General features: G+C 64.4%; 31 protein-coding genes and 1 pseudogene. 26 read left to right on the plus strand and 6 right to left on the minus strand.

Annotated features, from left to right (window positions below; genetic code table 11):
* Positions 1–66: 66 nt before the first annotated feature.
* From CT676_RS20745 to CT676_RS20770, 7 genes and pseudogenes are all read left to right on the plus strand, one after another.
* The gene (locus CT676_RS20745; protein WP_063983745.1) at positions 67–414 is read left to right on the plus strand and encodes a Lin0512 family protein; all 348 of its coding nucleotides are present in this window, start codon (positions 67–69) and stop codon (positions 412–414) included.
* A 4-nt stretch (positions 415–418) separates the two neighbouring features.
* Positions 419–1,108, plus strand: coding sequence for a GNAT family N-acetyltransferase (locus CT676_RS20750; RefSeq protein ID WP_167768103.1), 690 nt, complete (start codon positions 419–421; stop codon positions 1,106–1,108).
* A gap of 115 nt (positions 1,109–1,223) precedes the next feature.
* Positions 1,224–1,409, plus strand: a pseudogene (locus tag CT676_RS46080) (serine hydrolase); the annotation flags it as partial.
* 85 nt (positions 1,410–1,494) lie between these two features.
* On the plus strand, positions 1,495–2,364 hold the full coding sequence (locus CT676_RS20755) for a serine hydrolase domain-containing protein (protein WP_275552116.1): 870 nt from the start codon (positions 1,495–1,497) through the stop codon (positions 2,362–2,364).
* 95 nt (positions 2,365–2,459) lie between these two features.
* On the plus strand, positions 2,460–2,669 hold the full coding sequence (locus CT676_RS20760; RefSeq protein ID WP_166095708.1) for a DUF2892 domain-containing protein: 210 nt from the start codon (positions 2,460–2,462) through the stop codon (positions 2,667–2,669).
* Positions 2,666–3,187 (plus strand): sigma-70 family RNA polymerase sigma factor, encoded by a 522-nt coding sequence (locus CT676_RS20765; protein ID WP_135215241.1) that lies wholly within the window; start codon positions 2,666–2,668, stop codon positions 3,185–3,187. Before CT676_RS20760 ends, CT676_RS20765 begins: the two co-directional genes overlap by 4 nt.
* 3 nt (positions 3,188–3,190) lie before the next feature.
* Positions 3,191–3,538, plus strand: coding sequence for a carboxymuconolactone decarboxylase family protein (locus CT676_RS20770; RefSeq protein WP_135215242.1), 348 nt, complete (start codon positions 3,191–3,193; stop codon positions 3,536–3,538).
* Between the two features lie 42 nt (positions 3,539–3,580).
* Here the strand turns inward: CT676_RS20770 and CT676_RS20775 are convergent, their stop codons facing one another.
* Entirely contained in the window at positions 3,581–4,921 is a 1,341-nt protein-coding gene (locus CT676_RS20775; RefSeq protein WP_135215243.1) for an RtcB family protein, read from the minus strand.
* A gap of 311 nt (positions 4,922–5,232) precedes the next feature.
* On the opposite strand from CT676_RS20775, the gene CT676_RS20780 reads away from it, so the two are divergent.
* From CT676_RS20780 to CT676_RS20785, 3 genes are all read left to right on the plus strand, one after another.
* The gene (locus CT676_RS20780) at positions 5,233–5,898 is read left to right on the plus strand and encodes a DUF429 domain-containing protein (RefSeq protein ID WP_135215244.1); all 666 of its coding nucleotides are present in this window, start codon (positions 5,233–5,235) and stop codon (positions 5,896–5,898) included.
* Between the two features lie 118 nt (positions 5,899–6,016).
* The gene (locus CT676_RS44125) at positions 6,017–6,160 is read left to right on the plus strand and encodes a hypothetical protein (RefSeq protein ID WP_167768104.1); all 144 of its coding nucleotides are present in this window, start codon (positions 6,017–6,019) and stop codon (positions 6,158–6,160) included.
* A gap of 92 nt (positions 6,161–6,252) precedes the next feature.
* Positions 6,253–6,957, plus strand: a complete 705-nt coding sequence (locus CT676_RS20785; RefSeq protein ID WP_135215245.1) for a glutathione S-transferase N-terminal domain-containing protein — start codon at positions 6,253–6,255, stop codon at positions 6,955–6,957.
* A 2-nt stretch (positions 6,958–6,959) separates the two neighbouring features.
* On the opposite strand, the gene CT676_RS20790 is transcribed toward CT676_RS20785, so the two are convergent.
* The 3 genes from CT676_RS20790 to CT676_RS20800 form a co-directional block, all read right to left on the minus strand.
* The gene (locus CT676_RS20790; protein WP_135215246.1) at positions 6,960–7,742 is read right to left on the minus strand and encodes a sulfite exporter TauE/SafE family protein; all 783 of its coding nucleotides are present in this window, start codon (positions 7,740–7,742) and stop codon (positions 6,960–6,962) included.
* 3 nt (positions 7,743–7,745) lie between these two features.
* Positions 7,746–8,378, minus strand: a complete 633-nt coding sequence (locus CT676_RS20795; protein WP_135215247.1) for a TetR/AcrR family transcriptional regulator — start codon at positions 8,376–8,378, stop codon at positions 7,746–7,748.
* A 212-nt stretch (positions 8,379–8,590) separates the two neighbouring features.
* On the minus strand, positions 8,591–8,962 hold the full coding sequence (locus CT676_RS20800; RefSeq protein ID WP_135215248.1) for a tRNA-binding protein: 372 nt from the start codon (positions 8,960–8,962) through the stop codon (positions 8,591–8,593).
* Positions 8,963–9,066: 104 nt separating this feature from the next.
* On the opposite strand from CT676_RS20800, the gene CT676_RS20805 reads away from it, so the two are divergent.
* On the plus strand, positions 9,067–9,420 hold the full coding sequence (locus CT676_RS20805) for an ArsC family reductase (protein WP_135215249.1): 354 nt from the start codon (positions 9,067–9,069) through the stop codon (positions 9,418–9,420).
* A 39-nt stretch (positions 9,421–9,459) separates the two neighbouring features.
* Here the strand turns inward: CT676_RS20805 and CT676_RS20810 are convergent, their stop codons facing one another.
* Positions 9,460–10,140 carry a hypothetical protein gene (locus tag CT676_RS20810; protein WP_135215250.1) on the minus strand — a complete coding sequence of 227 codons (681 nt, stop codon included), beginning with the start codon at positions 10,138–10,140 and terminating at the stop codon, positions 9,460–9,462.
* A gap of 302 nt (positions 10,141–10,442) precedes the next feature.
* Between CT676_RS20810 and CT676_RS20815 the strand changes: the two genes are divergently transcribed.
* From CT676_RS20815 to CT676_RS20845, 7 genes are all read left to right on the plus strand, one after another.
* Positions 10,443–11,198: an ABC transporter ATP-binding protein gene (locus tag CT676_RS20815; RefSeq protein WP_063983735.1), complete on the plus strand. Its 756-nt coding sequence runs from the start codon at positions 10,443–10,445 to the stop codon at positions 11,196–11,198.
* The gene (locus CT676_RS20820) at positions 11,191–11,937 is read left to right on the plus strand and encodes an ABC transporter ATP-binding protein (protein ID WP_014495849.1); all 747 of its coding nucleotides are present in this window, start codon (positions 11,191–11,193) and stop codon (positions 11,935–11,937) included. Before CT676_RS20815 ends, CT676_RS20820 begins: the two co-directional genes overlap by 8 nt.
* A 48-nt stretch (positions 11,938–11,985) precedes the next feature.
* Entirely contained in the window at positions 11,986–13,206 is a 1,221-nt protein-coding gene (locus tag CT676_RS20825) for an ABC transporter substrate-binding protein (RefSeq protein ID WP_135215251.1), read from the plus strand.
* Positions 13,207–13,278: 72 nt separating this feature from the next.
* The gene (locus tag CT676_RS20830; RefSeq protein WP_063983732.1) at positions 13,279–14,142 is read left to right on the plus strand and encodes a branched-chain amino acid ABC transporter permease; all 864 of its coding nucleotides are present in this window, start codon (positions 13,279–13,281) and stop codon (positions 14,140–14,142) included.
* A 1-nt stretch (position 14,143) separates the two neighbouring features.
* A complete protein-coding gene (locus tag CT676_RS20835) occupies positions 14,144–15,112 on the plus strand; it encodes a branched-chain amino acid ABC transporter permease (RefSeq protein WP_135215252.1) in 969 nt (322 codons plus the stop codon).
* A gap of 156 nt (positions 15,113–15,268) precedes the next feature.
* Positions 15,269–15,913 (plus strand): DUF47 domain-containing protein, encoded by a 645-nt coding sequence (locus CT676_RS20840; protein ID WP_135215253.1) that lies wholly within the window; start codon positions 15,269–15,271, stop codon positions 15,911–15,913.
* Between the two features lie 15 nt (positions 15,914–15,928).
* On the plus strand, positions 15,929–16,936 hold the full coding sequence (locus CT676_RS20845; protein WP_008143644.1) for an inorganic phosphate transporter: 1,008 nt from the start codon (positions 15,929–15,931) through the stop codon (positions 16,934–16,936).
* Here CT676_RS20845 and sugE read toward each other — a convergent pair.
* A complete protein-coding gene (gene sugE / locus CT676_RS20850; RefSeq protein ID WP_135215254.1) occupies positions 16,929–17,243 on the minus strand; it encodes a quaternary ammonium compound efflux SMR transporter SugE in 315 nt (104 codons plus the stop codon). The genes CT676_RS20845 and sugE overlap by 8 nt on opposite strands.
* A gap of 158 nt (positions 17,244–17,401) precedes the next feature.
* Here sugE and CT676_RS20855 point away from each other — a divergent pair, with 158 nt between their 5' ends.
* The 8 genes from CT676_RS20855 (at position 17,402) to CT676_RS20890 (ending at position 26,349) form a co-directional block, all read left to right on the plus strand.
* Positions 17,402–19,021: a peptide chain release factor 3 gene (locus tag CT676_RS20855; RefSeq protein WP_135215255.1), complete on the plus strand. Its 1,620-nt coding sequence runs from the start codon at positions 17,402–17,404 to the stop codon at positions 19,019–19,021.
* Positions 19,022–19,251: 230 nt separating this feature from the next.
* On the plus strand, positions 19,252–19,830 hold the full coding sequence (locus CT676_RS20860) for a hypothetical protein (protein ID WP_135215256.1): 579 nt from the start codon (positions 19,252–19,254) through the stop codon (positions 19,828–19,830).
* 166 nt (positions 19,831–19,996) lie between these two features.
* Positions 19,997–20,581: an NnrU family protein gene (locus CT676_RS20865; RefSeq protein ID WP_135215257.1), complete on the plus strand. Its 585-nt coding sequence runs from the start codon at positions 19,997–19,999 to the stop codon at positions 20,579–20,581.
* A gap of 75 nt (positions 20,582–20,656) precedes the next feature.
* Positions 20,657–22,249: a class I adenylate-forming enzyme family protein gene (locus CT676_RS20870; protein WP_135215258.1), complete on the plus strand. Its 1,593-nt coding sequence runs from the start codon at positions 20,657–20,659 to the stop codon at positions 22,247–22,249.
* Between the two features lie 165 nt (positions 22,250–22,414).
* Entirely contained in the window at positions 22,415–23,068 is a 654-nt protein-coding gene (locus CT676_RS20875) for a tetratricopeptide repeat protein (RefSeq protein WP_135215259.1), read from the plus strand.
* 44 nt (positions 23,069–23,112) lie between these two features.
* Positions 23,113–23,664, plus strand: coding sequence for a hypothetical protein (locus CT676_RS20880; protein ID WP_135215260.1), 552 nt, complete (start codon positions 23,113–23,115; stop codon positions 23,662–23,664).
* A 49-nt stretch (positions 23,665–23,713) separates the two neighbouring features.
* Positions 23,714–25,096 (plus strand): ribosome biogenesis GTPase Der, encoded by a 1,383-nt coding sequence (gene der, locus CT676_RS20885; protein WP_135215261.1) that lies wholly within the window; start codon positions 23,714–23,716, stop codon positions 25,094–25,096.
* Positions 25,093–26,349, plus strand: a complete 1,257-nt coding sequence (locus CT676_RS20890) for a TCR/Tet family MFS transporter (RefSeq protein ID WP_135215262.1) — start codon at positions 25,093–25,095, stop codon at positions 26,347–26,349. The genes der and CT676_RS20890 overlap by 4 nt, the downstream gene beginning before the upstream one ends.
* Positions 26,350–26,394 lie beyond the last annotated feature (45 nt).

The raw sequence follows: 26,394 nt of genomic DNA on the forward strand, positions 1-26,394 counted from the left end.
TGCTGATCAGCCAAAATCCGATAACAACCTGCATCAACGTAGCTCAACCAACCACAGGAATAAGACATGACTCGCGTTCGCTGTATCACCGAGATGGGCATGGGCGTCGACGTTCACGGCAGGGACGCCACCAAGGCGGCGAAGCGTGCCGTATCGGATGCCATCAGGCATTCGAGCCTCGGATTCTTCCGGATGATCGGCAAGACCGCGAACGATATGTTCGTCGACGTCACGATTGCGGTGCCCAACCCTGAGGCGGTGGACAAGGACGCCGTTGCGAAGGAGCTGCCTTACGGCACGGTGACCGTGACTGCGGTCAAGGGCGGGCTGGAGATTCCCTCGGCCACGGAAGTGGCCAACGATCCCATCCTCATCGCCAACGCCGCCGTCATCGTCAGCTTCGACAAGGACTAGGCCGGTGTCCGACGGCGATGAGCGGCTACTGGATCGTCCGATCTGGAGTGCGCTGACGACGAGCCAGAAGCATCTGGCGGAGGGCGGCCCGCGCGCGCGGCGCTATCCCGTGGACATGACGCCGTTTGCCGACATGGTCGACATGTCTGAGGCAAGCTTCGCCGCGCTCGGTGATCTCCTGGCGGGCTCGCAGGTCGCCGCGCTGTTCACGCCGGAGCCGGTCGACGTTCCCGCCGGCTTCAAGGTCGTGCTCGCCGAGACCGGCGAGCAGATGATCGGCTCGCCGGCCGACAGTCCGCTTCGCGATGCCGAGATCGTCAAATTGGGCGCGGCCGACGTCGCCGCCATGATGGCGCTGACGGAGCTGACCAAGCCTGGTCCGTTCGCGTTGCGCACCCATGAGCTCGGCACCTTCCTTGGCATTCGCGTTGGTGGAGAATTGGTTGCGATGACGGGCGAGCGGATGAAGCCGGGAAAGTTCGTCGAGATGACGGCCGTCTGCGTGCATCCGGACTGTCGTGGGCGCGGCTACGCGCAGGCGCTGCTCGCGGCGGTCGCGCGCCGGATCGAGGCGCGCGGCGAAATTCCGTTCCTGCACGTGTTTTCTCATAACGCCTCGGCGATTGCGCTGTACGAACGGCAGGGCATGAAGATCCGTCGCCGGCTGCACGTCACGGCGCTGATGAAGATTTGAGGGCCGATCGGACGGTCTTCATTTCCCGCGAAAGCGCGCTATATCCATCCGAACCATAATTTGGGGGAAACACATGGACGTCAGGACAACGGATTTTTCCGCCGCACGGACGGCGATGGAACGCTATGTCGATCAGGAGATCATTCCGGGTGTGTCCTGGGCCGTGCTCCGTGGTCATGAGGTGGTTGACCAGCAATGCGTCGGCTTTGCCGATCGCGAGGCGAAGACGGCGCTCCGGTCTGACCATATTTTCCGCGCGTTTTCCAATACCAAGATCTTCGTGACGTGCTCGATCATGCTGCTGGTCGAGGAGGGCCGCATCGGGCTTGATGATCCCGTCGAAAAATTCCTGCCGCAGCTCGGCAATCGCAAGGTGCTGAAGCAGGGTGCCGCGAGCCTTCGATGTCGAGCCGGCGAAGAGCTCGATCACGATCCGCCAGCTGCTGACCCACAGCTCGGGCCTCAGCTACGGCATCTTCGATCCCGGCACTGTGCTGTTCAAAGGCTATAACGAGGCGCGCGTGCTCAATCCGTTGACGCCGCTCTCCGACATGATCGACAAGCTCGCCGATCTGCCGCTGTCCTATCATCCCGGCGCGGGCTGGGAATATTCGGTCGCGACCGACGTGCTCGGCCGCGTGGTCGAGGTTGTCTCCGGCCATGCGCTCGACACCTTCCTCAAGGCGCGCATCTTCGATCGCCTCGGCATGGTCGATACGGGCTTCTCAGTGCCCGAGGCGCAGCAGGGCAGGCTGGTTGCGCTCTACACCGGCGCCGACGTGCTTGATCCGATGAAGCCGGGCCTGACGCGGGCCGACAATCTGCCTTATCCGCAGGCCTATCGGCGGCCGTTTCCGCGGCTCTCGGGCGGCGGCGGTCTGGTCTCGACCTTGCCCGACATGCTCGCGCTGGTACGCGCGCTGCGACCCGGTCCGGATGCGCTGCTGAAGCCGGACACGCTGCAGCAGATGATGACGAACCAGTTGCCCGCGGGCCAGACCATCCGATTTGCCAATCTCGGGCCGATTCCCGGCAAGGGCTTTGGTCTCGGCGGCGCCGTCACCTTTGCGCCGACGCCGTTCGATCCCCCGAATTCGACCGGCGAATTCCAGTGGGGCGGGCTTGCCGGCACCCATTGGTGGATTTGTCCGCAGGCCAACACCGCCGGCGTGCTGATGGCCCAGCGCCATATGGGCTTCTGGAACCCGTTCTTCTTCGAGTTCAAGCGCCTGGCCTACCAGGCGGTCGGGGGCTGATCGCGAAGAAATTGCCGGCGTCCGCGAATCCTTTCCGGCCTTCGCGCCCTCTTGATGGTCGAGGCATTTTGCTTCGGCTCATTTCGGAGGATGTGATGGCATTCTACAGGAAGAATATCGGCGGTCTGCATCAGGCGGTGCGGGTTGCGCTCGGAATTGCGGTTGCGATTGCCGCATTCGTGTATCTCGCCGGCGTCGCGGCGTGGCTGGTGGCGCTCGGGGGCGCAGGCTTCGCATTGACGGGGCTCGTCGGCTATTGCCCGATGTGCGCGATGGCCGGGATCGGACGAGGAGGCGTGTCGTGAGTGCGGCGGCGATCTCGTCAAGCCTGTTCGAGGCGGCCCGGCTCGGCGATCCCCAGGCGATCGCGTCTCTGCTCGAGACGGCGCAGCCGGATATCCGCCGCTACGCACGCGCCACCTGCCGCAGCTCGGCGGATGCCGAGGATGCAACCCAGGAGGCGATGTGGATCCTGTTCCGCCATGTCGGTACGATCCGCTCGCTCGTCGCGTTTTCCGCGTGGCTGTTCAGCGTGGTCCGCCGCGAATGTCTGCGGCTCGCGCGCAAGGCGGGCCTTGCGCCATCGATCGACGACGGCGAGGCGGAGGCTCTGCTGCTGTCGCGCTCCGAAGTGGATTTGCGTCTTGACGTGGCGGCTGCGTTTGAAGCGTTGCCAGCGCACTATCGCGATGTCGCGCTGATGCGGGACGTCAAGGAAATGACCATCGACGAAATCGCCGCCGCGCTCGGAGCGTCCAGGCAGACCGTGAAGGCGCGCCTGCATCGCGCCCGCGCCTTGATGCGCGAGTATTTGACGAGGTGAGACATGACCAATTATCAAACGCCTGACGATCTGAAGTCTGTCCCCGCTTTCGTGGCGTTGGCGCCGGTGGAGGCCAACGCGTTCCTTGCGTTCAACCACGCGGTCGAGCGCAAGGACGGTTCGATCCCGCCGAAATACCGCGAGCTGATCTCGCTCGCGGTGGCACTCACCACGCAATGCGCCTATTGCCTGGACGTGCATACGGCGCAGGCAGCGAAAGCCGGCGCGACGCGCGAGGAAGTCGCCGAAGCCGCGTTGATCGCGGCCGCTGTGCGCGCCGGCGGCACGCTCGGCCATGCGCTGCTGGCGCAGCGGCTATTCGAGCAGCATCGTAGTGAAACGAAAACATAGATGATGCAGGCGGGAGGTGATGCCTCCCGCCTGCGGTTCGCGTCAGTCCTTCCAGGGGTCGAACTCGCCTTCGCCAGCCATGGCGACGGCGAACGGCCGCAGCGTGTGCAGCACCCGCACGGTGCCGGCGTGCTGCGCGAGCACGTCGGGCAGGCGGCGATAGGCCATCGGGCTCTCGTCGAGGTCGGCACCGATCAAGGTGACACCACGCTCGTTGAGCCAGTGGTCCATCTCCGCACGCGAGAAGCGCCGCTTCGCCTCCTTTCGTCCGAACATGCGGCCGGCGCCGTGTACTGTCGAGTAGAGCGAAGCCCTGGCTTCCGGACTGTCGACGCCTTCGAGAATGACGGCGTCGTCGCCCATCGAGCCGCCGACGAATCCCTTCTGGCCGGGAAACGCCGGCGTCGCGCCCTTGCGCACCACCCACAGATCACGCCCGTCGTGGGTCTCACGCCAGGCGTAGTTGTGGTGGTTGTGCACGCTCTCGGTCACGCTGCCGCCGATGATCTGGCGGACGCGTTCGACAACCCACTCCCGGCCCGCATAGGCATAACGCCCGGCGAGCTGCATCGCCGCGATGTAGCGGCGGCCGAGCTCGGACTCCTCGTCGACGACGGCGGGCGGGACGTTCATGCCGTCCTTGCCGCCGGCGGCCTTGAGGTAGCGCGTCGCGGAAGTATGCCCGAGACCACGGCTTCCGAAGTGGACGCCGATCCAGACAAAACCTTCCTCGTCGCGCATGAGGTCGACATAGTGGTTGCCCGACCCGACCGTGCCGAGCTGCGCCACCGCCTTCTGACGGTAGGCTTCCATGTCGCTCTCGCGCCAGGCGTCACCGTCGTCGAACAGCTCGTGCTCGGCCCGTTCGGCGTTGGCGCGACCAACACCGAACGAGATGACCTTGGCGACGTCGCGGATGATCGTGGGCACGATCGCCGCAATGTCGTCGAAGCGCGTGTCGAGCCGTGCGGCCATGTTGCCGCAGCCGATGTCGAAGCCGACGCCGGAGATGCTGATCTGCTTCTCGTAGGCGATGACCCCGCCGACCGGCTGGGCGTAGCCGAGATGGCCGTCGGCGCAGATCACGCCGGACACGACATTGCCGACCGCCATGCAGTTGCGCATCTGCGCGATGGTCGCTTCCTCATGCGGGCCAAAAATCTTCAGCGGCGCATTCTGAAAGCGGGCCTCCTGCGGATGGAGCTGCGCGATCGCGTCGGCCGTCGCATTGGCCTCGCGTGCCAGATGCTCCTTGCGCGCGGCGTCCTTGTACAGGCACCAGGCCGGCTGGCCGCGTCCTTCACCGACGCGCGAGTCCGGATCGACGCCGGCGGCGAGGCAGAGCTCTCGGGCGCGTTCCATGTAGGGATCAGATCGTCGCATGGTCATGTGTCCTGCTTAACATATTGCTTTGAACAACAAAAAACCCTCCGGAGCGTTGGCTCGGGAGGGTCCGTGATACCTGGACTTTTGATCTCGCTATCAGGCAAGACCTCTCCCATGAGCCAAGCGTGCGCAATCGATTGACCGTAGGTCATTCGACGGGCGGACCAGGATTGCGTAGCGGTGCGGCATTGCTCGGTTCATGATGTGTGTCACGAACGGAAGTGTTCGTGAGGGCGCGGGAAATACTCTCGCAACTTACGGATGTCAAGCGACGCGCGTGTGAAGATTGAAAATGATGGACGCATGATTTGCCAAACTATCTCGGTCTCGATGGGTTTCGCTTCGGCTGGGTCGCAGCCTGGATCGACGAGCGCGGCGATCACGGCTTCGATTATTCGCCGGGCCTGACGCGCTTGCTTGCGATGCCGCATGCGCGTGCGATGATCGACATGCCGATCGGATTGAAGCCAAGCGGCTATCGAGCCTGCGACTTGCGTGCACGCGAGCTGGTCGGCCCTGCCGTGTTTCTTGGCGCGCGCCGCGATCTCTGGACATTTCCCGACATGGCGGCAGCCAATCGCCACTATTGGGAGCGGGAGGGCAAGGGCAGGGGCGTGTCGGCGCAGCTCTGGAACATCAGGGACAAGATCAGGGACGTCGACGAGATCATGACGCCGGTGCGGCAGGCGACAATTGGCGAAGCGCATCCGGAATTGATTTTCTGGAATCTGGCGGGCCGAGTCCGTCTTCCGAAGAAGACGTCGGCGCAAGGTCGTGAGCAGCGCATCTCGCTGCTGGCGCAACGCGGCTTCACGCGCCTGGAGACATGGCTGACGCAGCGTCATGGCACCGGCATCGGCCGCGACGATCTCATCGATGCCTGTGCCTGCGCGGTCGCGGCCCGCGACAGCACACAGCGTGTCGGCGGCGAAGAGGTCGATCCGCGCGGACTGCGGATGGAGATCAATTATTGAGGTCGCGGCCTGGTGCGCCTCGATTCGGGATAAAGTGGCAATTTATTTGAGGCGTGCAGGAACTGTCGACGGTCGGCCCGCGTTCCCCGTGCGAACCGATGACGGAGAAGCTCGTGCGATGAAGGATGCCAGTCAGTTCGCGACCGCGATGCTCGCGCTCATTTTCACCGGAACGCTGCTCGTCACCGGGCAGCTCTTCATCGAGCAACGCGCGCAGCGCGATATCGCGTACGCCGCCAGGCATCTGCTGCGGCCCCTGTAGTCCGGCTTCGATGCATGATCACTGCTCGGCCTTGCGCCGTTCGACGGCTCGCCTAGATTAGGCGGCATCTCACGAACGAAGCCGGGGTCCCGATGCCTGATCTGTCCGCCTTTCCCATCACCAAGCGCTGGCCTGCCAGGCATCCGGAGCTGCTTCAGCTTTATTCGCTGCCGACGCCGAACGGCGTCAAGGTGTCGATCATGCTGGAAGAGATCGGTCTGCCTTACGAGGTCCACCTCGTCGACTTCGGCAAGGACGACCAGAAGACGGCGGAATTCCTCTCACTCAATCCGAACGGCAAGATTCCGGCGATCCTCGATCCCAACGGTCCGGGCGGCCGGCCGCTGCCGCTGTTCGAGTCCGGGGCGATCCTGCAATACCTCGCCGAGAAGACCGGCAAGCTTCTGCCGGAGGACGCCGCGCGCCGCTACCAGGCCATCCAGTGGGTGCATTTCCAGATGGGCGGCATCGGGCCGATGTTCGGCCAGGTCGGCTTCTTCCACAAATTCGCCGGCAAGGATTTCGAGGACAAGCGGCCGCTCGACCGCTATGTCAGCGAGGCCAAGCGTCTGCTCGGCGTGATGGAGACGCATCTTTCCGGCCGGCAGTGGTTGATGGATGACGACTACACCATCGCCGATATCTCCATGCTCGGCTGGGTGCGCAATCTCATCGGTTTCTACGGCGCCGGCGATCTCGTCGAATTCAGCCAGTTCAAGTCGGTCGGTGCCTGGCTCGAACGGGGGCTGGCGCGTCCTGCCGTGCAGCGCGGGCTGAACATTCCGAAGCGGCCGTAGAATCAGGTCAGCGCCTTATGCGTCATGTAGAGCGCCATCACCGAGATGAGGGCGATCATGACCCTGTGCAGCACCGCTTTGCTGACGCCGTTGGCCGCGCGTGCACCGAGATCGGTGCCGATCCAGAGGCCGGCGAGAATCCCGATGATGGCCGGCCAGCCGACCATGAGCCCCTTGCTCCAGTAGATCCAGGCCGCCGGAATATTGGTCGGGATGACCGAGAAGATGAGGCTGACGAGTTGGGCCTGATGCTGCGGGACGCGTAGGCCCGCGGCGAGGCCGACGGTGATCGCGAGCCCGCCGCCGATGCCCATGAAGCCGGAGGAAAATCCGGCAAGCGCGCCGATGAGGAGCAGGGGGAGCCAAGGCAGTTCGTCTCGGTCAACGGCCGCGTGGTTGCCGTCCTTGCGGTCGCGGCGCAGGATCAGAAGGGCGATCAGCGCGACGAGATAGACGACGTAGGTCCATTGCAGCACCGAGTCGGAAACCGCCGCCGCGGCGTAACCGCCGCCCGCACCGCCGGCGAGAAATCCGAGGCCGATCCAGGCGATCCATTGCAGCGGGCTGCGATTGCCGCTCTGCCAGTAGCGGCGCACGCCAGCGAGGCCAGTGGGCGGGACCTGCGTGATCAGCGACGTCCCCTGGGCGACATGCTGCTCCGCGCCGAGCAGCAGCACGGTGAAGACGACAAGCCCGCCGCCCGGGCTCGTACCCATGAAGCCCGATGTCAGTCCGCCGACGAGACCGACGCCAATGCCTGCGAGGAGATCGTGAATCCAGGACATCGCTTACGTCCTGGTCCGTCGCTTGATGTCAGGCCTGGTCGTGCGAAATCCCTCGATCACGCCGCCGACGGCCGCCATGCAGGCCTCGACGTCAAAATCCTCGCCCCAGCATTTCTGCAGCACGAAGCCCTGGAAGATCGCGATGAGCACGCGCGCGATCGCATCGGCGCCGAGGTCGCGCTTGATCAGGCCGTCATGCTGGCCGCGCTCGACCAGCGCCACGATCAGCGCGCGCGGCATGTCGATGCCTTCGACGACGCTGGTGCGGACGCGGCGGTTGCGCAGGGCCTCCGCCCAGCCGTGAATGCCGACGCGACGCCGCGCTTCGCCGGCGGGATCGGTGAGCCATTGCGCGTAGACGCGGATCAGCGCGTGGAGTCCTTCGATCGGATCACCCGATCCCTGCGCAACCGAGTTGAGCACGGCCTCGCGACGATGCCGGTCGTCGGCGAGCGCCTCGATCAAATCGTCCTTGCTCTGGAAGTAGAGATAGACCGAGCCGTGGCTCAAGCCCGACCGTTTGACGATGTCGGCCATGCCGGTCTGGTGAAAGCCTTGCTCGGCGAAGCAGGCAAGGGCCGCTTCGAGGATCTGCTGCCGCCTTCCTTCGCGTTGCTTGTCGCTGATCTTGGGCATTCTGGCCGTCCATAAAATAACTGACAGATCGGTCGTTTTAACCATTTGCCTGATGCGGCTTCGACAAAGCCGGCATTAATAAAAAACGATCAGTCAGTCATATTTATTATCAAAGGCGATCTTGGTCAAGTCCAGACGGTCCGGAAACGGGAGGATCAAACCGTTGCCGGGGCCGTGGCTGAGGTGCTGCGGCCCGGCCGGCGATCGCGCGGCTAGAACAGCCGTCCGCCGTTCGGCACAGGCTTGCTCGGCTGCACCAGCACGACCTTGCCCTCGGCATCGGGGAAGCCGAGTGTCAGCACCTCCGAGACGACCGGACCGATCTGGCGCGGCGGGAAGTTCACGACGGCCGCGACCTGCTGTCCCACCAGCGTATCGAGCGGATGATTTTCGGTGATCTGGGCCGAGCTCTTGCGCACGCCGATCGCGGGACCGAAGTCGATCCACAGCCGCCAGGCCGGCTTGCGCGCCTCCGGGAACGGTTTTGCATCGACGATGGTGCCGACGCGGATATCGACCGCGAGGAAGCTGTCGAAGTCGATGGCTGGCGACACGGCCGCGGCGGGATCGTGAATGACGTGCATTGATCTATCCGTTCGGAGAGCGAGGTTCGTTCGCAATGTTGTCGCGCGAACCGGAGTTTCGTACAACGCTGCAGTCATCCAACGACGCATGCGCGAGGAAGGTCTTGCCCAACATCATCTACGGCATCAAGAACTGCGACACCATGAAGAAGGCGCGCGCCTGGCTCGACACCCATGGCGTCGCCTACGAGTTCCACGACTACAAGGCGGCGGGCGTCGAGAAGGACAAGCTCAAGCAGTGGAGCGACAAGGCTGGCTGGGAGACGCTGCTCAATCGCGCCGGCACGACCTTCAAGAAGCTGCCGGATTCCGACAAGGAAGGCCTCACCGAGAAGAAGGCGCTGGCGCTGATGCTAGCGCAACCATCGATGATCAAGCGGCCGGTGCTCGAAGTCGGCGGCAAGCTTCTGGTCGGCTTCGAGCCGGATATCTATGCCAAGGAAGTCAAGGCCAAGTAGGTCAAGGCCAAGTAGGTCGGCGCCAGATCGCGCTAACCCCTAATTCAGCTCGACGATCTCGGTGGTGACGCCGGGCTGATCGGCGAACTCGACGACGTCGGCCGCAGCAATCCGGCCGGGAGCGCGATGGAAGAGATCGCGGTCGATCACCGTGCGCAGTTTCGGGCGCGGCAGCGCGTCATTTCCGCGCATCAGATTCTTGATCTCGAAACCGCCGTCCTCGCAGAATGTCTTGAGCGAGGCGATGACGTGGCAGACCTTGCCGTCGGTCTGGAACGGCAGCAGCAGCCGTTCATAGGCAACCACGCGGCCGTAGATGTCGTCGACGTCGGCCACGCTGTAGACCGGAAGGCCGCGCGCCACGCATTCATAATAGATTGGCATCACGAAGGGTGCGAGGCGCGGCCCGATGTAGTCGTCGAGCAGAACGCCTTTGCCGGTCTGTCCATAGGCGCGCGAGATGCGCGTGCCTTCGCTCTGGATGATGAGGCGCGGCGTCGGCGCCGAGATGTCGACGGTATAATAGATGAGATCGGACAGCTCTTCCTCGAGCCGCGCGGGCTGATACTCCCAGATCGCCGGCACCATCTGCCCGCGCGCATAAAGTCGCAGCCACGTGTTCAGGAGATCACGCTGCCTGATCGACTTGACGACAGAAGGAGCCGCGCTTGCAAAATCCAAGACAATATTCCCGACGCATAAAACCCGCGCATGATCCATGCGGCGGGAAAATTTTCTATGAAGGCTGGCGCGCGGGATGAAAGACCGTTAACGACGGCTTGATGACCGGTGCCTTGCGAACCGGGAGGCCGGGCAGGCGACATCAAAACGCGTCCGACTAAGGGAGCATAAGCCTCCCGGCCGGAGACCTGATCTGCTCAGCTTTCCGCCTTGCCTAACCCCCGTCACCTCCGGCATATTCCGCGCCCGGAGGCGACGTTCCGGGACAGGCTCCAAGGCCCCCGGAAAGCCGAAGTAACTAAGGACAGCCACGCGTATTGTGCGGGCAGGGGGAAATCTGTTTGGCCGATGAGTTCATTCTCGAAACGGAAGGCTTGACCAAGGAGTTCGCGGGCTTCTTCGCCGTCCGCGACGTTGCGCTCAAGGTTCGCCGTGGGAGCATTCACGCGTTGATCGGCCCGAACGGGGCGGGCAAGACGACGTGCTTCAATCTTTTGACCAAGTTCCTCAAACCGTCCGCCGGCAAAATTCTGTACAAGGGGCAGGACATCACGGCGATGGCGCCGGCCGATGTGGCGCGCCTGGGACTGGTCCGTTCATTCCAGATCTCGGCAGTGTTTCCGCATCTCACCGCGCTGGAAAACGTCCGCGTCGCGCTTCAGCGCCAGCACGGCAGTTCCTTCGATTTCTGGCGCTCCAAGTCCGTGCTCAACCGCTTCAACGATCGCGCGCGTGAACTGTTGAACGATGTCGGCCTCAGCGAGTTTGCCAATACGCCCGCGGTCGAGATGGCCTACGGCCGCAAGCGCGCGCTCGAGATCGCAACGACGCTCGCGCTCGACCCCGAGATGATGTTGCTGGACGAGCCGATGGCCGGCATGGGCCACGAGGACATCGACAAGATCGCGGCGCTGATCAAGCGCATCTCGGCGAAATACACCATCCTGATGGTCGAGCATAATCTGAGCGTCGTGGCCAATCTCTCCGACATCATCACCGTGCTGACGCGCGGGCAGGTGCTGGCGCAAGGCCATTACAGCGAGCTCACCAAGGACGAGCGCGTCAAGGAAGCCTATCTGGGAGCCGGTCATGCCTGAGACTGCAACCGCGGACGCTCCCGCAAAAGCCGCAACCGGCGGCAACATCCTCCAGGTCCGCAACCTGGAAGCATGGTACGGCGAGTCCCACATCCTGCACGGGATCAATTTCGACGTGAACGCGGGCGAGGTGGTTACGCTGCTCGGCCGCAACGGCGCCGGCAAGACGACCACGCTGAAGTCGATCATGGGCATCATCGGCAAGCGGACCGGCTCGGTGAAGTTCAACAACCAGGACATCATCCGCGCGACCTCCGACAAGATCGCGCGGATGGGCATCGCGTTCTGCCCGGAGGAACGCGGCATTTTCTCCAGTCTCGATGTGCGGGAGAATTTGTTGCTGCCGCCGGTGGTTCGCCCGGGCGGATTGCCGCTCGAGCAGATCTTTGATCTGTTTCCGAATCTGAAGGAACGTCTCAACAGCCAGGGCACCAAGCTCTCCGGCGGTGAGCAGCAGATGCTCGCGATCGCGCGCATCCTGCGCACCGGCGCGAGCTTCCTGATGCTGGACGAGCCGACCGAAGGTCTTGCGCCTGTCATTATCCAGCAGATCGGCCACACCATTGCACGGCTCAAGAAGGAGGGTTTTACCATCCTCCTGGTCGAGCAGAACTTCCGGTTCGCATCCACCGTCGCCGACCGCTATTACGTGGTCGAGCACGGCAAGATCATTGACGGATTTTCCAATTCGGAGCTTGCCGCCAACATGGACAAGCTCCACACCTATCTCGGCGTCTAAGACGGCCAAGCGTCAAACGGCCACGAGAAAATTCACGAGGGAAGTAGCATGAAAAAGTCGATTGCGTCGTTTCTGCTCGGCACGGCGTTGGCCGTCACCACGGCTGGCGTAGCCTTTGCGCAGGACAAGACCGTCAAGATCGGCGCGCTGTCCGATCAGTCCGGCCTCTACGCCGACCTCGGCGGTCCCGGCTCGACGCTCGCCGCCCAGATGGCCGTCGAAGATTCCGGCCTTGCGGCGAAGGGGTGGAAGATCGACATCATCTCCGGCGATCACCAGAACAAGCCCGACATCGGCACCGCGATCGCGCGGCAATGGTTCGACGTCGACAAGGTCGACATCATCGTCGACGTGCCGAACTCCGGCGTGGCGCTCGCCGTCAACAACGTCATCAAGGAAAAGAATGGCGTCTACATCAACTCGGGCGCGGCGACCTCGGACCTCACCAACGCGCAGTGCTCGCCCAATACGGTGCACTGGACCTACGACACCTACATGCTGGCCCACACCACGGGTCAGGCTCTGGTGAAGGCCGGTGGCGACAGCTGGTTCTTCCTGACCGCGGACTACGCCTTCGGTGCGGCGCTCGAGCGCGATACCACGGCCGTGGTCACCGCCAACGGCGGCAAGGTCGTCGGCGGCGTCAAGCATCCGCTCAACACGCCCGACTTCTCGTCATTCCTGCTGCAGGCGCAGGCGTCCAAGGCCAAGATCGTCGGCCTTGCCAATGCCGGCGGCGACACCACCAACTCGATCAAGCAGGCGGCCGAGTTCGGCATCGTCAAGGGTGGCCAGAAGCTCGCGGCGCTGCTGCTGTTCCTCACCGACGTCAAGGCGATTGGCCTCGAGACCGCGCAGGGCCTCAACTTCACCGAGACGTTCTATTGGGACATGGACGACAAGACCCGGGCCTTCTCCAAGCGCTTCTCCGACAAGATGAAGAACAACGCGCCGCCCACCATGGTGCAGGCCGGCGTCTATGCGGGCGTGCGTCACTATCTCAAGACGCTGGAAGCGCTCGGCGGCAATCCCCATGACGGCGTCAAGGTCGTCGAGAAGATGAAGTCGTTGCCGACGGAGGACGACCTGTTCGGCAAGGGCGAGATCCAGCCGAACGGCCGCACCATCCACAGCGCCTACCTGTTCGAGGTGAAGAAGCCTTCGGAGTCCAAGGGGCCGTGGGACTTCTACAAGCTGGTCGGCACCGTGCCGGGCGACCAGGCTTTCACGCCGCTGTCCGAGAGCAAGTGCGCGCTCTTGAAGAAGTAAGATAACCGCCCGCAGGCCATCCGGCCTGCGGGCGATTTTCAGGGAACGCCGAAGGGACCGGGTGCGGGATCGATGCAGGCTCTTTACGCTCAGCTACTGGTGGGATTGATCAACGGCTCGTTCTACGCGCTGCTCAGTCTCGGGCTTGCCGTGATCTTCGGCATGCTCAACATCATCAATTTCGCCCACGGTGCGCTCTACATGATGGGCGCGTTCGTTGCCTATTTCCTGCTGAGCCTCGGCGGCATCAACTACTGGTGGGCGCTGCTGATCGCGCCTGTTATCGTCGGCATCTTCGGCATGATCCTGGAACGGACCATGCTGCAATGGCTGACGGGGCTCGACCACCTCTACGGCCTGCTCCTGACCTTCGGCATCGCGCTGATCGTGCAGGGCGTGTTCCAGAACTATTTCGGCTCCTCCGGTCTGCCTTACGCCATTCCGGACCAGCTCAAGGGCGGCATGAATCTCGGCTTCATGTTCCTGCCGATCTATCGCGGCTGGGTCGTCATCTTCTCGCTGGTGGTGTGTATCGCCACCTGGTTCCTGATCGAGAAGACGCGGCTCGGTGCTAACCTGCGCGCCGCCACTGAAAATCCGACGCTGGTGCGCGCTTTCGGCATCAACGTGCCACGCATGATTACGCTGACCTACGGTCTCGGCGTCGGCCTTGCCGCGCTCGCCGGTGTGCTCTCGGCGCCGATCAACCAGGTGCGGCCGTTGATGGGCGCCGACCTCATCATCGTCGTGTTCGCGGTGGTCGTGATCGGCGGCATGGGATCGATCATGGGCTCCATCATCACCGGCTTTGCGCTCGGTGTGATCGAGGGCCTGACCAAGTATTTCTACCCCGAGGCCTCCAACACCGTCGTGTTCGTGCTGATGGTGCTGGTGCTCTTGGTGAAGCCAACGGGACTGACGGGAAGGGCGGCCTGATATGACAGCCTTGACGGACGACACGCTGCCGGTAACCCCGCGCGCGATGCGTGACGAGATGGTCGTGTTCGTGGTGATGGCGCTGCTGCTGGCGTCGGTGCCCTTCACGGGCGTCTATCCGTTCTTCGTGATGCAGGCGCTGTGCTTTGCGCTGCTTGCCTGCGCCTTCAACCTGCTGATCGGCTATGGCGGCCTGTTGTCGTTCGGCCACGCAATGTTCATGGGCACCGCCGGCTATTGCAGCGCGCACGCGCTGAAAGTGTGGGCGTTGCCGCCGGAGCTCGGCATCCTCGTTGGAATCGCCGCGGCGTTCGGGCTGTCGCTCATCACCGGCTATATCTCGATCCGCCGCCAGGGCATCTATTTCTCGATGATCACGCTGGCGCTGTCGCAGCTCCTGTACTTCATCTACCTCCAGGCGCCGTTCACCCATGGTGAGGACGGCATTCAGGGCATTCCGCAGGGGCGGATGTTCGGCTTGCTCGATCTCTCCAAGCCGACGGTGCTTTATTACGTCGTGCTGGCCGGCTTCCTCGCCGGCTTCCTGCTGATCTACCGCATCATCAACTCGCCGTTCGGTGAAGTGCTGAAGTCGATCCGCGAGAACGAGCCGCGCGCGATCTCGCTCGGCTACCGGACCGACCAATATAAATTCCTGGCTTTCGTCCTGTCCGGCACGCTGGCCGGCTTTGCCGGATCGCTGAAGGTGTTCGTGGCGCAGAATGCCTCGCTCACCGACGTGCACTGGACGATGTCGGGCGAGGTCGTGCTGATGACGCTGGTTGGCGGTCTCGGCACCATCTTCGGCCCCGTGGTTGGTGCCTTCGCGATCATCGCCATGCAGCAATATCTGGCGGGTTTTGGCCAATGGGTGACGGTGATCCAGGGCTCGATCTTCGTGGTCTGCGTGCTCACCTTCCGCCGCGGCGTCATCGGCGAAATCGCTCATTACTTCCGGCGCTCGCTCTAAGCCATTGATATCGCGCCAATTTCATTGGCGCGATAATCCGGTGGATGATCCTGCTTCGCGGGCGTGAGATGACACGCGCGCGGGGTGGAAATGGTCTATGACAGTTTCATGACGGTCCGTTCGGGCCGGGCCATTTCCAACCGGTAGCCTATCCCCATGATGCGATGGTTTCGCGCTTTCCTGCCCAAGGAAGAACGGTTCTTCGACCTGTTCGACCGCCATGCACAGACGGTGATCCAGGGCTCGATCGCGCTCCAGGGCATGCTCAACGGGGGCGAGGAGACGCCGGTCTACTGTCAGCGCGTCAACCAGTTCGAGAACGACGCCGACAACATCACCCGTGAGGTGCTGACGGCGGTGCGCCGTACCTTCATCACCCCCTTTGACCGTGGCGACATCAAAAATCTCATCACCTCGATGGACGATGCCATCGACCAGATGCAGCAGACGGCCAAGGCCGTGATGCTGTTCGAGGTCCGCACCTTCGAGCCGCCGATGCGGGAGATTGGCGGGCTTCTGATCGAATGCGCCAATCTCGTGGGGCGGGCGTTGCCGCTGATGCAGTCGATCGGCCCGAACGTCGCGATGCTGACCGCGATCACGGAAGAGCTAGGCAAGCTGGAGGGCCGGGTCGACGATCTCCATGACATCGGGCTGAAGGAGCTGTTTCTCAAGCATCGTGATGGCAGCACGATGGATTTCATCGTCGGCGTCGAGATCTACGACCATCTCGAGAAGGTGGCCGACCGTTTCGACGACGTCGCGAACGAGATCAACAGCATCGTCATCGAGCAAGTTTAGGGCAGGGGTCGCGCCGTGGATGCTGCGCTCGGACTTCCTGTCCTCGTCGGCTTGATCGCCGTCGCGCTGCTGTTCGACTTCCTGAACGGCCTGCACGACGCCGCCAATTCGATCGCGACCATCGTGTCCACCCGCGTGCTGCGGCCGCAATTCGCGGTGCTCTGGGCGGCGTTCTTCAATTTCATCGCCTTCATGGTGTTCGGGCTGCATGTTGCGCAGACCATCGGCACCGGCATCATCGATCCCGCGGTCGTCGATGCCCAGGTGATCTTCGCGGCGCTCGTCGGTGCGATCGTCTGGAACCTGGTGACCTGGGGGCTGGGCATCCCGTCCTCGTCGTCGCATGCGCTGATCGGCGGTCTCGTCGGCGGCGGCATGGCCAAGGCAGGGATCTCGGCGGCGGTGTGGAGCGGACTGTCCAAGGCGGTGCTGGCGATCGTGCTGTCGCCGCTGGTCGGCTTCCTGCTTGCGATGATGCTGGTCGCGATCGTGTCCTGGCTCTCGGTGCGCTCGACGCCGTTCGCGGTCGATCGCGCCTTCCGCATCCTGCAATTCGCCTCCGCCTCGCTTTATTCGCTCGGCCATGGCGGCAATGACGCCCAGAAGACCATGGGCATCATCGCCGTGCTGCTCTATTCGCAAGGGCATCTCGGCGGTGAATTCTCGGTGCCGTTCTGGGTGGTGCTGTCCTGCCAGGCCGCGATGGCGCTGGGCACGCTGATGGGCGGCTGGCGCATCGTCCGCACCATGGGCCTGCGCATCACCAAGCTGACGCCGATGCAGGGCTTTTGCGCCGAGACCGGCGGCGCCGCGACGCTGTTCATGGCGACCTTCCTCGGCGTTCCCGTCTCGACCACCCACACCATTACCGGCGCGATCGTCGGCGTCGGCGCGGCCCGCCGCGTCTCGGCGGTGCGCTGGAACGTCGCGAGCTCGATCGTCTATGCCTGGGTGATCACGATCCCGGCCTCGGCCATTGTCGCGGCGCTGACCTGGTGGGCGGTCCAGATTTTCGTCAGGTGACGAATTTCAGCCCGGCGATGCCGGCGACGATCAGCCCAATGCTGGCGAGGCGGAACGCGGTGGCCGGCTCGCCGAACAGGATGATGCCAAGCGCGGCGGTACCGACGGCGCCGATGCCGGTCCAGACCGCATAGGCGGTTCCGACGGGCAGCGATTTGAGCGCGATTCCGAGCAGGATGACGCTGCCGGCCATCGCCACGAGCGTGATGACGGACGGAACAAGCTTGGTAAAGCCCTCGGTGTATTTCAGGCCGATCGCCCAGGTAATCTCGAGAAGACCGGCGACGAACAGGATGCTCCAGGCCATGACGACCCTCCATTCAAGGCAGGGTCGTCCCCGCGGCGGATATGCTGATGAGGGGGGAGGCCGTCCTCCCCGAGAGCGGATATGGGGCTGGCCGAGGGGCTCCGCAATCACCACATGAGGCTTGATCAGGCCCATTTTCCCTGCCAAACGCTCCCGCCATGTCCGACATCGTCATATCAGCCGACTCGCCGGCCCGTTCCCCGCTTGCCACCGAAGTGGCGCGGCGGCGCACCTTCGCGATCATCTCCCACCCGGACGCGGGCAAGACCACGCTGACCGAGAAGCTGCTGCTGTTCGGCGGCGCCATCAATCTCGCCGGCCAGGTCAAGGCCAAGGGCGAGCGGCGCAATACCCGCTCGGACTGGATGAAGATCGAGCGCGAGCGCGGCATCTCGGTCGTGACCTCGGTCATGACCTTCGAGTTCGAGGGTCTCGTGTTCAACCTGCTGGACACGCCGGGCCACGAGGACTTTTCGGAGGACACCTACCGTACGCTCACGGCCGTCGACTCCGCCGTCATGGTGATCGACGCCGCCAAGGGCATCGAGGCGCGCACCCGAAAGCTGTTCGAGGTCTGCCGCCTGCGCGACATTCCGATCATCACCTTCATCAACAAGATGGACCGCGAGAGCCGCGACGTCTTCGAGCTGCTCGACGAGATCGAGAAGACGCTGGCGCTCGACACCACGCCGATGACTTGGCCGGTCGGCCGCGGCCGCGATTTCCTCGGCACCTATGACGTCGCCAATGGCGGCGTACGCCTGCTCGAAGGCGGCGGCGCCAAGACCGGCGCGGCCCAGCAGATCGAGATTGCGGAACTGGCCAAGCTCAACGCCAATCTCGACGTCTCCGCGGTGAAGGACGAGCTCGAGCTCGTCACCGAGGCTTCAAAACCGTTCGAGCTCGCCGCCTTTCGCGAGGGCCATCTGACGCCGGTCTATTTCGGCAGCGCGCTGCGCAATTTCGGCGTCGGCGACCTCCTGGAAGGTCTCGGCAAGTTCGCGCCGGAGCCGCGCGCGCAGGAGAGCGACCAGCGCAAGATCGAGGCGACCGACCCGCGCATGAGCGCCTTCGTGTTCAAGATCCAGGCGAACATGGATCCGAACCACCGCGACCGCATTGCTTTTGCGCGCCTGTGCTCCGGCAAGCTCAGCCGCGGCATGAAGGCGAAGCTGGTGCGCACCGGCAAGAGCATGCCGCTGTCGAGCCCGCAATTCTTCTTCGCGCAGGACCGGTCGGTCGCGGACGAAGCCTTCGCCGGCGACGTCGTCGGTATTCCCAATCACGGCACGCTGCGCATCGGCGACACCCTGACCGAGGGCGAGGATTTCACCTTCGTCGGCGTACCGAGCTTCGCGCCGGAAATCGTCCGCCGCGTGCGTCTCACCGACGCGATGAAGGCGAAGAAGCTGAAGGAAGCGCTTCAGCAGATGTCCGAAGAGGGCGTGGTGCAGGTGTTCCGCCCGCGCGACGGCGCACCGGCGCTGGTCGGCGTGGTCGGGGCGCTGCAGCTTGACGTGCTGAAGGCACGGCTCGATGCGGAATATTCGCTGCCCGTCGAGTTCGAGGTCAGCGAGTTCCAGCTCGCCCGCTGGGTCTCATCCGAAGATCGCAAGAAGCTCGACACTTTCATCGCCGCCAACACCTCGAGCATCGCCGACGATGTCGACGGCGATCCCGTGTATCTGGCGAGAAACGAGTTCTATCTCGGCTACGCCAGGGAGCGCGCCGAGGGCATCGAGTTCACGAACGTCAAGGACGTCAAGAAGAAGGGGTAGGACGCTCTCTGCGCGCTGCTGCGTGGCCACACTCCGCTGTCATTCCCCGCGAAGGCGGGGAATCCAGCGCCGCAGCCTCTCGATTCCATCACCGCCGTCTCGGAGTACTGGGTCGCCCGGTCGAGCCGGGCGACGACACCGGAGCTAAACGCGAGCATGTGAACAGCCGCGGGCTTGACGCGTTCGTTGGCAATGCCACGTTTGTGCGTGTGACATTGTGAGCTCGCATCATGTGGCGCGGCATCCTCGTTTTCCTCCTGTTGGCGATATCGACGGTTGCCGCCGATGCGCAGCGCCGCCAGATCAATCCGATCCCGTTTTCGCATGAGCCGTGCAGCGTGCTCGCCGGCCGGCCCTGCACGCCGTACTATTGCAGCCCGCTCGAGCCCGGCCCCTGCATTCCCGAGATCGACTACCCCTACGGTCAGAATCTCCAGCTCACGATCGAAACCGTGCCGGCGGAGGCAGATCGCTCGAAATATCAGAGGCCGGATCACGATCTCGATACGATCGGCGATCTCTTCGCCGAGCTGCGCACCTGCTGGTCGCCGCCATCGGACAATGCGCGCGCGGGCATGCAGATGGCGGTGCGCTTCAGCTTCAACAAGGCAGGCGGCATGATCGGTCCGCCGCAGCTGACCTATGCGACCACGGGCGTCCCGGCCGATACCCGAACGACCTATCTCAACGCGATCAATTCATCGCTGAAAGCCTGCCTGCCGCTCAAATTCACCAACGGCCTCGGCGGCGCTCTGGCCGGACGCCCGATCGCGATCCGCTATGTCGATAATCGCGAGCTTGGAAAATAGCTCTATCCCCGCATCTTGCGGACTGCGCTTGCGCGGGTCTCGCAGGATGAAGGCCGCGCTGTTGCAGACCCGAGCCTGCACGCCTCACCACGAGGCGTGAGAGTTGCGACCCGCGCCCAATCGATGATACGCCATAGGCGGGGGCGCTGGTTGAGGGGAGGATGTCGTGGGTCTGCTGGTCATGATCCTGGGGCTGATGCTGTTTTTTGCGGCCCATGTTTTCACAACGAAACGAGAGGCGCGCGCGCAGGCGATCGCGAGCCTGGGCGAGGGGACCTACAAGATCCTCTATGCGGCCGTCTCGCTTGCGGGACTGGCGCTGATCATCTGGGGCTTCGCCCATTATCGAGCTGCCGGAATGATCCCGGTTTGGGAGCCGCCGGTCGCATTCAAGCACATTACAGTCGCGCTGATGCTGCCCGCGGTTATCCTGGTGGTGGCGTCCTACTTGCGCGGGCGCATCTATGCGACGCTGAAGCATCCGATGCTGGCGGGCATCAAATTGTGGGCGGCCGCGCATCTGCTCGCCAATGGTGATCTCGGCTCCATCATCCTGTTTGGCTCGTTCCTGGGCTGGGCCGTGTACGACCGCATCTCGCTGAAGCATCGCACCGATGGCGGCGGCCCGCCGATTCCGGTGGGCGGGGTCACCAATGATCTGATCGCCGTTGCAGTCGGTATCGTCGCTTATCTCGCGCTGGCCTTCGCATTCCACCCGGTTGTGATCGGCGTTCCCGTCATGGGAGGCTGACGACAGCAGATCAGCGCAAGACGGTTCCGCGCAGCCGTGCGCGGAACGTGACAAGCAACAGCCGAGGGCATCCCGATGGACTGGTCGCAATCTCAGATCCCGCCGATGCGGTTCGAGGCGCGCTTTGGCGATCGGGTGGTGCCGGCCTTCTGCGACCGGCCGGCGAGCCTGTGGGCGATGATCGCGGACGCTTGCGCCCGCAATCCGGATGGCGAAGCGCTGATCGCAGGCGATGTCCGGTTGAGCTGGCGACAGGCGGTGGAGCAGGCCGCGCGGATCGCGGCCGGCTTTCGCAAGCTTGGCCTGCAGCGTGGCGATCGCGTCGCGATCCTGCTCGGCAATCGCATCGAGTTTCCGCTGCTGCTGTTTGCCGCCGCGCATGAGGGGCTGGTGACGGTGCTGCTCGGCACGCGCCAGCAGAAGCCCGAGATCGCCTATGTCCTCGCCGATTGCGGCGCCAGGATCCTGATCCATGAAGCAGGGCTCACCGGGCGGCTGCCCGATGCGCTTGATGTTCCCGATGTCATCCACCGCATCGCCGTCGACAGCGATCAGGCCCTGTCGCGTTTCGCCGTGCTCGCCGACAACGTCCCGGCATCGGCGCCGGTCGAGATCGGCGAGGAGGACACCGCGATGATCCTCTACACCTCGGGCACGACGGGCAAGCCGAAGGGCGCGATGCTCGCCCATTGCAACATCGTCCATTCCTCGATGGTGTTCGTCTCCTGCCTGCAATTGACGGAAGCGGACCGCTCGATCGCGGCAGTGCCGCTCGGCCACGTCACCGGCGTCGTCGCCAACATCACGACCATGATCCGCTGCGGCGGCGCGCTGATCATCATGCCGGAGTTCAAGGCCGCGGATTATCTCAAGCTCGCCGCGCGCGAGCGGGTCACCTACACGGTGATGGTGCCGGCGATGTACAATCTCTGCCTGCTCCAGCCCGATTTCGACAGCTACGATCTCTCGAGCTGGCGCATCGGCGGCTTTGGCGGCGCGCCGATGCCGGTCGCGACCATCGAGAAGCTCAAGGCGACGATTCCCGGCCTGAAGCTCGCGAACTGCTACGGCTCGACCGAGACGACGTCGCCCTCGACGATCATGCCGGGCGAGCTGACCGCGAGCCACATCGACAGTGTCGGCCTGCCGTGTCCCGGTGCCCGCATCGTCGCGATGGGTGCGGACGGGCGCGAGCTGCCCGCTGGCGAGATCGGCGAGCTCTGGATCCAGAGCGCCTCCGTCATCAAGGGCTACTGGAATAACCCGAAGGCGACGGCCGAAAGCTTCACGGGTGGCTTCTGGCATTCCGGTGATCTCGGCTCGGTCGATGCGGAGGGGTTTGTCCGCGTGTTCGACCGGCAGAAGGACATGATCAATCGCGGCGGTCTGAAGATCTATTCGGCGGAGGTCGAGTCCGTGCTGGCCGGCCACCCCGCCGTGGTCGAGAGCGCGATCATTGCCAAGGCCTGCCCGGTGCTGGGCGAGCGCGTCCACGCCGTGGTGGTGACGCGCGCCCCGGTGACCGGCGAGGCCTTGCGCGCCTGGTGCGCGGAGCGGCTGTCCGACTACAAGGTCCCCGAAACCATGGCGATCACCCCCGAGCCGCTGCCGCGCAATGCCAACGGCAAGGTGCTGAAGCGGCAGCTGCGGGAGCTCCTGGGAACCTGAGCCGGACAGGCCGGTCCGGGCTGTTCCGGGTGGTTAACGCCTTGATTGGGCTCGCTTTGCCTTGCCACCGCCATATCGTTAGGGTACCCCGCCGCCACGTGGGGACGGGATTCCTGACGCGAACGCATTGGCGCGCGCACCCGGACGGGCATGGGATTAACATAAGTGTCTGAATTATTTGACGAAGTCGACGAGGAAGTACGTCGCGAACAGCTCAAGAAGCTGTGGGACAAGTATTCGATTGTCTTCATTGCCCTGATGGTGCTGATCGTGGCTGCCGTCGGTGGCTGGCGCGGCTACCAGTATCTGGAGGGCAAGAAGGCCGCCGAGGCCGGCGCCGCCTTCGAGAAGGCCGCTGAGCTGTCCGACCAGGACAAGCACGCGGAGGCCGAGGCCGCCTTCACCGCGCTCGCCGCCAAGGCTCCCTCGGGTTATCGCACCCTGGCGCGGCTGCGTGCCGCGGCCGAGGCGGCGCCCCGCGATCCCAAGGCGGCCGCCAAGATGTTTGACGACATCGCCGCCGATCGCAGCATCGGTGGCGAGTGGCAGGATCTGGCGAAGCTCCGCGCCGCCGGATTGCTGGTCGACAGCGCGTCCTATGCCGACATGCAGCAGCGGCTGGAGTTCTCCGCCGCGCCCAAATCCACGTTCCGCCACAGCGCCCGCGAGTTGCTGGCGCTATCGGCCTGGCGCAACAACGACATGACCGCGGCCCGCAAATGGCTCGACGCGATTGCCGAGGACGGCGAAACGCCGCCCGGTTTGCGCTCACGCGCCGAGGCGCTCCAGGCCCTGCTGCCGCCCGTCGCCAAAAGCTGACCAAGAGCTGACCTTCGGGCTCTCTGACGTAGACGAGACACAAGATGCGCCGCACGCCACGCTTGATCGCAGCCGCCGTCCTGATCGCCTTCACGGGCATCCTGGGCGGCTGCTCCAGCTTCGATCCAAGCGACATGCTCGACTTCCTCGACACCAAGAAGAAGCTGCCGGGCGACCGCAAGCCGGTCTTCCCGGAGGGCGTTCCGGGCCTCGAGCAGGGCGTGCCGCGGGAGATGTACAAGGGCGCAGCACAGCAGCAGCCGGATCCGAACGCACCGGCCGTCGCGGCTCTGCCCGCCGAGCCGCCGCCCGAGGCCAAGCCGGCAAAGGGTGCCAAGGCGAAGAAGACCAAACAGCCTGCCAGCACCGCGGCCGCGCCCGCTGAGGCGCCGGCGGGCGAGGTCGACGGCGAGGCCCAGCCGGAGGCCGCGCCGCCCACGGCCGCTCCGCCGCCCAAGCAGAAGATCGTGCGCAAGCGCACCACCGCCCCGCCGCCGGATCAACCCGTCCAGCAGGCGCAACCGACCCAGACCACCCAGCAGCAGTCGCAGGGAGCTTTCCCGGCACCGATGCCGAGCGGCAGCTTTTCGCGCTGATCACTTCATTACATTGACAGGCGCGGCCTTCGCAGCGCACGAATGACCGATGTCCTTCACGATTGCTATTATCGGCCGGCCAAATGTCGGCAAATCGACGCTGTTCAACCGCCTGGTTGGGCAGAAGCTCGCGCTCGTCGATGACCTGCCGGGCGTCACCCGCGACCGCCGCGAAGGCGAGGCCAGGCTCGGCGACCTCGAATTCACCATCATCGACACCGCCGGCCTCGACGAGGGCGCCAAGGGCTCGCTGACCGCGCGCATGCAGGAGCAGACCGAGGCTGCGATCGCACAGGCCGACGCGCTGTTCTTCGTCATCGATGCGCGCATCGGCCTGACGCCCACCGACCGCGCCTTCGCCGATTTCGCCCGCAAGGCCGACAAGCCGGTGCTGCTGGTCGCCAACAAGAGCGAAGGCAAGCACGGCGATGCCGGCGCGATGGAGGCCTTTGCGCTCGGCCTCGGCGATCCTATCCAGGTCTCGGCCGAGCACGGCGAAGGCATGGGCGAGCTGTATGACGCCCTCCGCGAGTTGATGCCGGAGCCTGTCGACGAAGATGAAGCCGATGACGATGAGCCGCTGACCGAGGAGGAGGCCGCGACGCGTCCGATCCGCGTCGCCATCGTCGGCCGGCCCAATGCCGGCAAGTCGACGCTGATCAACCATCTGCTCGGCGAGGAGCGCCTGCTGACGAGCCCGGAGGCCGGCACCACGCGCGATTCCATCGCGGTCGAGATCAACTGGAGGGGCCGCGAATTTCGCGTGTTCGATACCGCAGGCCTGCGCCGTCGCTCGCGCATCGAGGAAAAGCTCGAGAAGCTCTCGGTCGCCGACGCGTTGCGCGCGGTCCGCTTTGCCGAAGTCGTCGTGATGATGATGGATACGCAGAACCGCTTCGAGGAGCAGGATCTGCGCATCGCCGATCTGATCGAGCGCGAAGGCCGCGCGGTCGTGCTCGCCGTCAACAAATGGGATCTGATGGAGACCAAGGGCGGCGGCGCCATCTCGGGTCTGCGCCGGGATGCCGACCATTGGCTGCCGCAGATCAAGGGCGTGCCGATCGTCGCCGTATCAGGTCTAATGGGCGAGGGCATCGATCGGCTGATGCAGGCGATCCAGGACGCCTACGCGGTCTGGAACAGGCGCGTGCCGACTTCCGCGCTCAATCGCTGGTTCGAGCAGGCCGTGCAGGCCAATCCGCCGCCGGCCGTGTCCGGCCGACGGCTCAAGCTGAATTACATCACGCAGAACAAGGCGCGTCCGCCGAGCTTCGTGCTGTTCTGCTCGCGCGCGGACGCGGTGCCGCAGTCCTATTTGCGCTACCTGACCAATTCCATGCGCGAGACCTTTGAGCTGCCGGGTACGCCGGTGCGCATCACCTTGCGCGAAAAGGCTAACCCCTTCGCCCACAAGCGCAAGCGGCCGTCGTGAGCAACGATGCCGGCGAGGCGACGGCGCGAAGCGCTGCGCCGGTCCGGCGTGGTGCCGTCGCCTTCATCTTCGTCACCATCCTGCTCGACATGCTCGCGCTCGGCGTGATCATGCCGATCCTGCCGAAGCTGATCGAGAGCTTCGTCGACAACGACACCGCGCATGCGGCCCGTATCTTCGGCCTGTTCGGCACCGCCTGGGCGCTGATGCAGTTCGTGTTCTCGCCGGTGCTCGGCGCGCTGTCGGATCGCTTCGGACGGCGGCCGGTGGTGCTGCTGTCGAATTTCGGGCTCGCCGCCGACTATGTGCTGATGGCGCTCGCGCCGTCGCTGCTCTGGTTGTTCATCGGCCGCGTGATCTCGGGCATCACCTCGGCGAGCATTTCGACCGCCTTTGCCTATATCGCCGACATCACGCCGCCGGAGCGGCGCGCGGCCGTCTTCGGCAGGATTGGAGCTGCCTTCGGCGCCGGCTTCATCCTGGGCCCGGCGCTCGGCGGCCTGCTCGGCGATATCGATCCGCGGCTGCCGTTCTGGGCCTCGGCGGCTTTGAGCTTTGCCAATGCGCTCTATGGCCTCTTCGTCCTGCCGGAATCGCTGGCGCCGGAGCGGCGCGCGCCGTTCCGCTGGACCAGCGCCAATCCGATCGGAGCGCTGCACTTGCTGCGTTCCAACGCGGCGCTCGCCGCATTATCCATCGTCAACTTCATCGCACAGGTCGCGCATGTCGTGCTGCCCTCGACCTTCGTGCTTTATGTGACCTATCGCTACGGCTGGGATTCCAAGACCGTGGGTCTGACGCTCGCGATGGTCGGCATCTGCGCCATGGTGGTGCAGGGGCTCGCGATCGGCCCGATCGTGCGCGTGCTCGGCGAGCGGAATGCGCTGGTGCTCGGTCTGTGCTGTGGCGCGATCGGCTTCGTGATCTTCGGCGCGGCGCCGACCGGCCCGCTGTTCTGGATCGGCATTCCCGTGATGTCGCTGTGGGGCATCTCGGGCGCCGCCATGCAATCGCTGATGACGCGACTGGTCGCGCCCGATCAGCAGGGCCAGTTGCAGGGCGCGACCGCGAGCGTGCAGAGCGTCTCGCAGCTCGTCGGGCCGTTCCTGTTCACGCTGACGTTTTCCTATTTCATCGGCGCCAGCGCGCCGTGGCATCTGCCCGGCGCGCCATTCCTGCTTGCGGCGGTGCTGATGGTGGCATGTGTCGCGATCGCGATGCGGACGCTGGCGACTACGAAGACGGTCTCGTAGGGTGGGCAAAGCGAAGCGTGCCCACCGCTACTTCGTCAACTCGCG

Source organism: Bradyrhizobium sp. MOS001, from assembly GCF_004634465.1.
GTDB classification, from domain to species: domain Bacteria; phylum Pseudomonadota; class Alphaproteobacteria; order Rhizobiales; family Xanthobacteraceae; genus Bradyrhizobium; species Bradyrhizobium barranii.

What these genes read in the sequence shown, in the direction of transcription:
- CT676_RS20745 (WP_063983745.1), top strand. Translation starts at nt 67, where the DNA reads ATGACTCGCGTTCGCTGTATCACCGAGATGGGCATGGGCGTCGACGTT.
- CT676_RS20760 (WP_166095708.1), top strand. Translation starts at nt 2,460, where the DNA reads ATGGCATTCTACAGGAAGAATATCGGCGGTCTGCATCAGGCGGTGCGG.
- CT676_RS20770 (WP_135215242.1), top strand. Translation starts at nt 3,191, where the DNA reads ATGACCAATTATCAAACGCCTGACGATCTGAAGTCTGTCCCCGCTTTC.
- CT676_RS20775 (WP_135215243.1), bottom strand. Translation starts at nt 4,921, where the DNA reads ATGCGACGATCTGATCCCTACATGGAACGCGCCCGAGAGCTCTGCCTC.
- CT676_RS44125 (WP_167768104.1), top strand. Translation starts at nt 6,017, where the DNA reads ATGAAGGATGCCAGTCAGTTCGCGACCGCGATGCTCGCGCTCATTTTC.
- CT676_RS20785 (WP_135215245.1), top strand. Translation starts at nt 6,253, where the DNA reads ATGCCTGATCTGTCCGCCTTTCCCATCACCAAGCGCTGGCCTGCCAGG.
- CT676_RS20790 (WP_135215246.1), bottom strand. Translation starts at nt 7,742, where the DNA reads ATGTCCTGGATTCACGATCTCCTCGCAGGCATTGGCGTCGGTCTCGTC.
- CT676_RS20795 (WP_135215247.1), bottom strand. Translation starts at nt 8,378, where the DNA reads ATGCCCAAGATCAGCGACAAGCAACGCGAAGGAAGGCGGCAGCAGATC.
- CT676_RS20800 (WP_135215248.1), bottom strand. Translation starts at nt 8,962, where the DNA reads ATGCACGTCATTCACGATCCCGCCGCGGCCGTGTCGCCAGCCATCGAC.
- CT676_RS20810 (WP_135215250.1), bottom strand. Translation starts at nt 10,140, where the DNA reads ATGGATCATGCGCGGGTTTTATGCGTCGGGAATATTGTCTTGGATTTT.
- CT676_RS20820 (WP_014495849.1), top strand. Translation starts at nt 11,191, where the DNA reads ATGCCTGAGACTGCAACCGCGGACGCTCCCGCAAAAGCCGCAACCGGC.
- CT676_RS20825 (WP_135215251.1), top strand. Translation starts at nt 11,986, where the DNA reads ATGAAAAAGTCGATTGCGTCGTTTCTGCTCGGCACGGCGTTGGCCGTC.
- CT676_RS20830 (WP_063983732.1), top strand. Translation starts at nt 13,279, where the DNA reads ATGCAGGCTCTTTACGCTCAGCTACTGGTGGGATTGATCAACGGCTCG.
- CT676_RS20835 (WP_135215252.1), top strand. Translation starts at nt 14,144, where the DNA reads ATGACAGCCTTGACGGACGACACGCTGCCGGTAACCCCGCGCGCGATG.
- CT676_RS20840 (WP_135215253.1), top strand. Translation starts at nt 15,269, where the DNA reads ATGATGCGATGGTTTCGCGCTTTCCTGCCCAAGGAAGAACGGTTCTTC.
- sugE (WP_135215254.1), bottom strand. Translation starts at nt 17,243, where the DNA reads ATGGCCTGGAGCATCCTGTTCGTCGCCGGTCTTCTCGAGATTACCTGG.
- CT676_RS20855 (WP_135215255.1), top strand. Translation starts at nt 17,402, where the DNA reads ATGTCCGACATCGTCATATCAGCCGACTCGCCGGCCCGTTCCCCGCTT.
- CT676_RS20860 (WP_135215256.1), top strand. Translation starts at nt 19,252, where the DNA reads ATGTGGCGCGGCATCCTCGTTTTCCTCCTGTTGGCGATATCGACGGTT.
- CT676_RS20870 (WP_135215258.1), top strand. Translation starts at nt 20,657, where the DNA reads ATGGACTGGTCGCAATCTCAGATCCCGCCGATGCGGTTCGAGGCGCGC.
- CT676_RS20880 (WP_135215260.1), top strand. Translation starts at nt 23,113, where the DNA reads ATGCGCCGCACGCCACGCTTGATCGCAGCCGCCGTCCTGATCGCCTTC.
- der (WP_135215261.1), top strand. Translation starts at nt 23,714, where the DNA reads ATGTCCTTCACGATTGCTATTATCGGCCGGCCAAATGTCGGCAAATCG.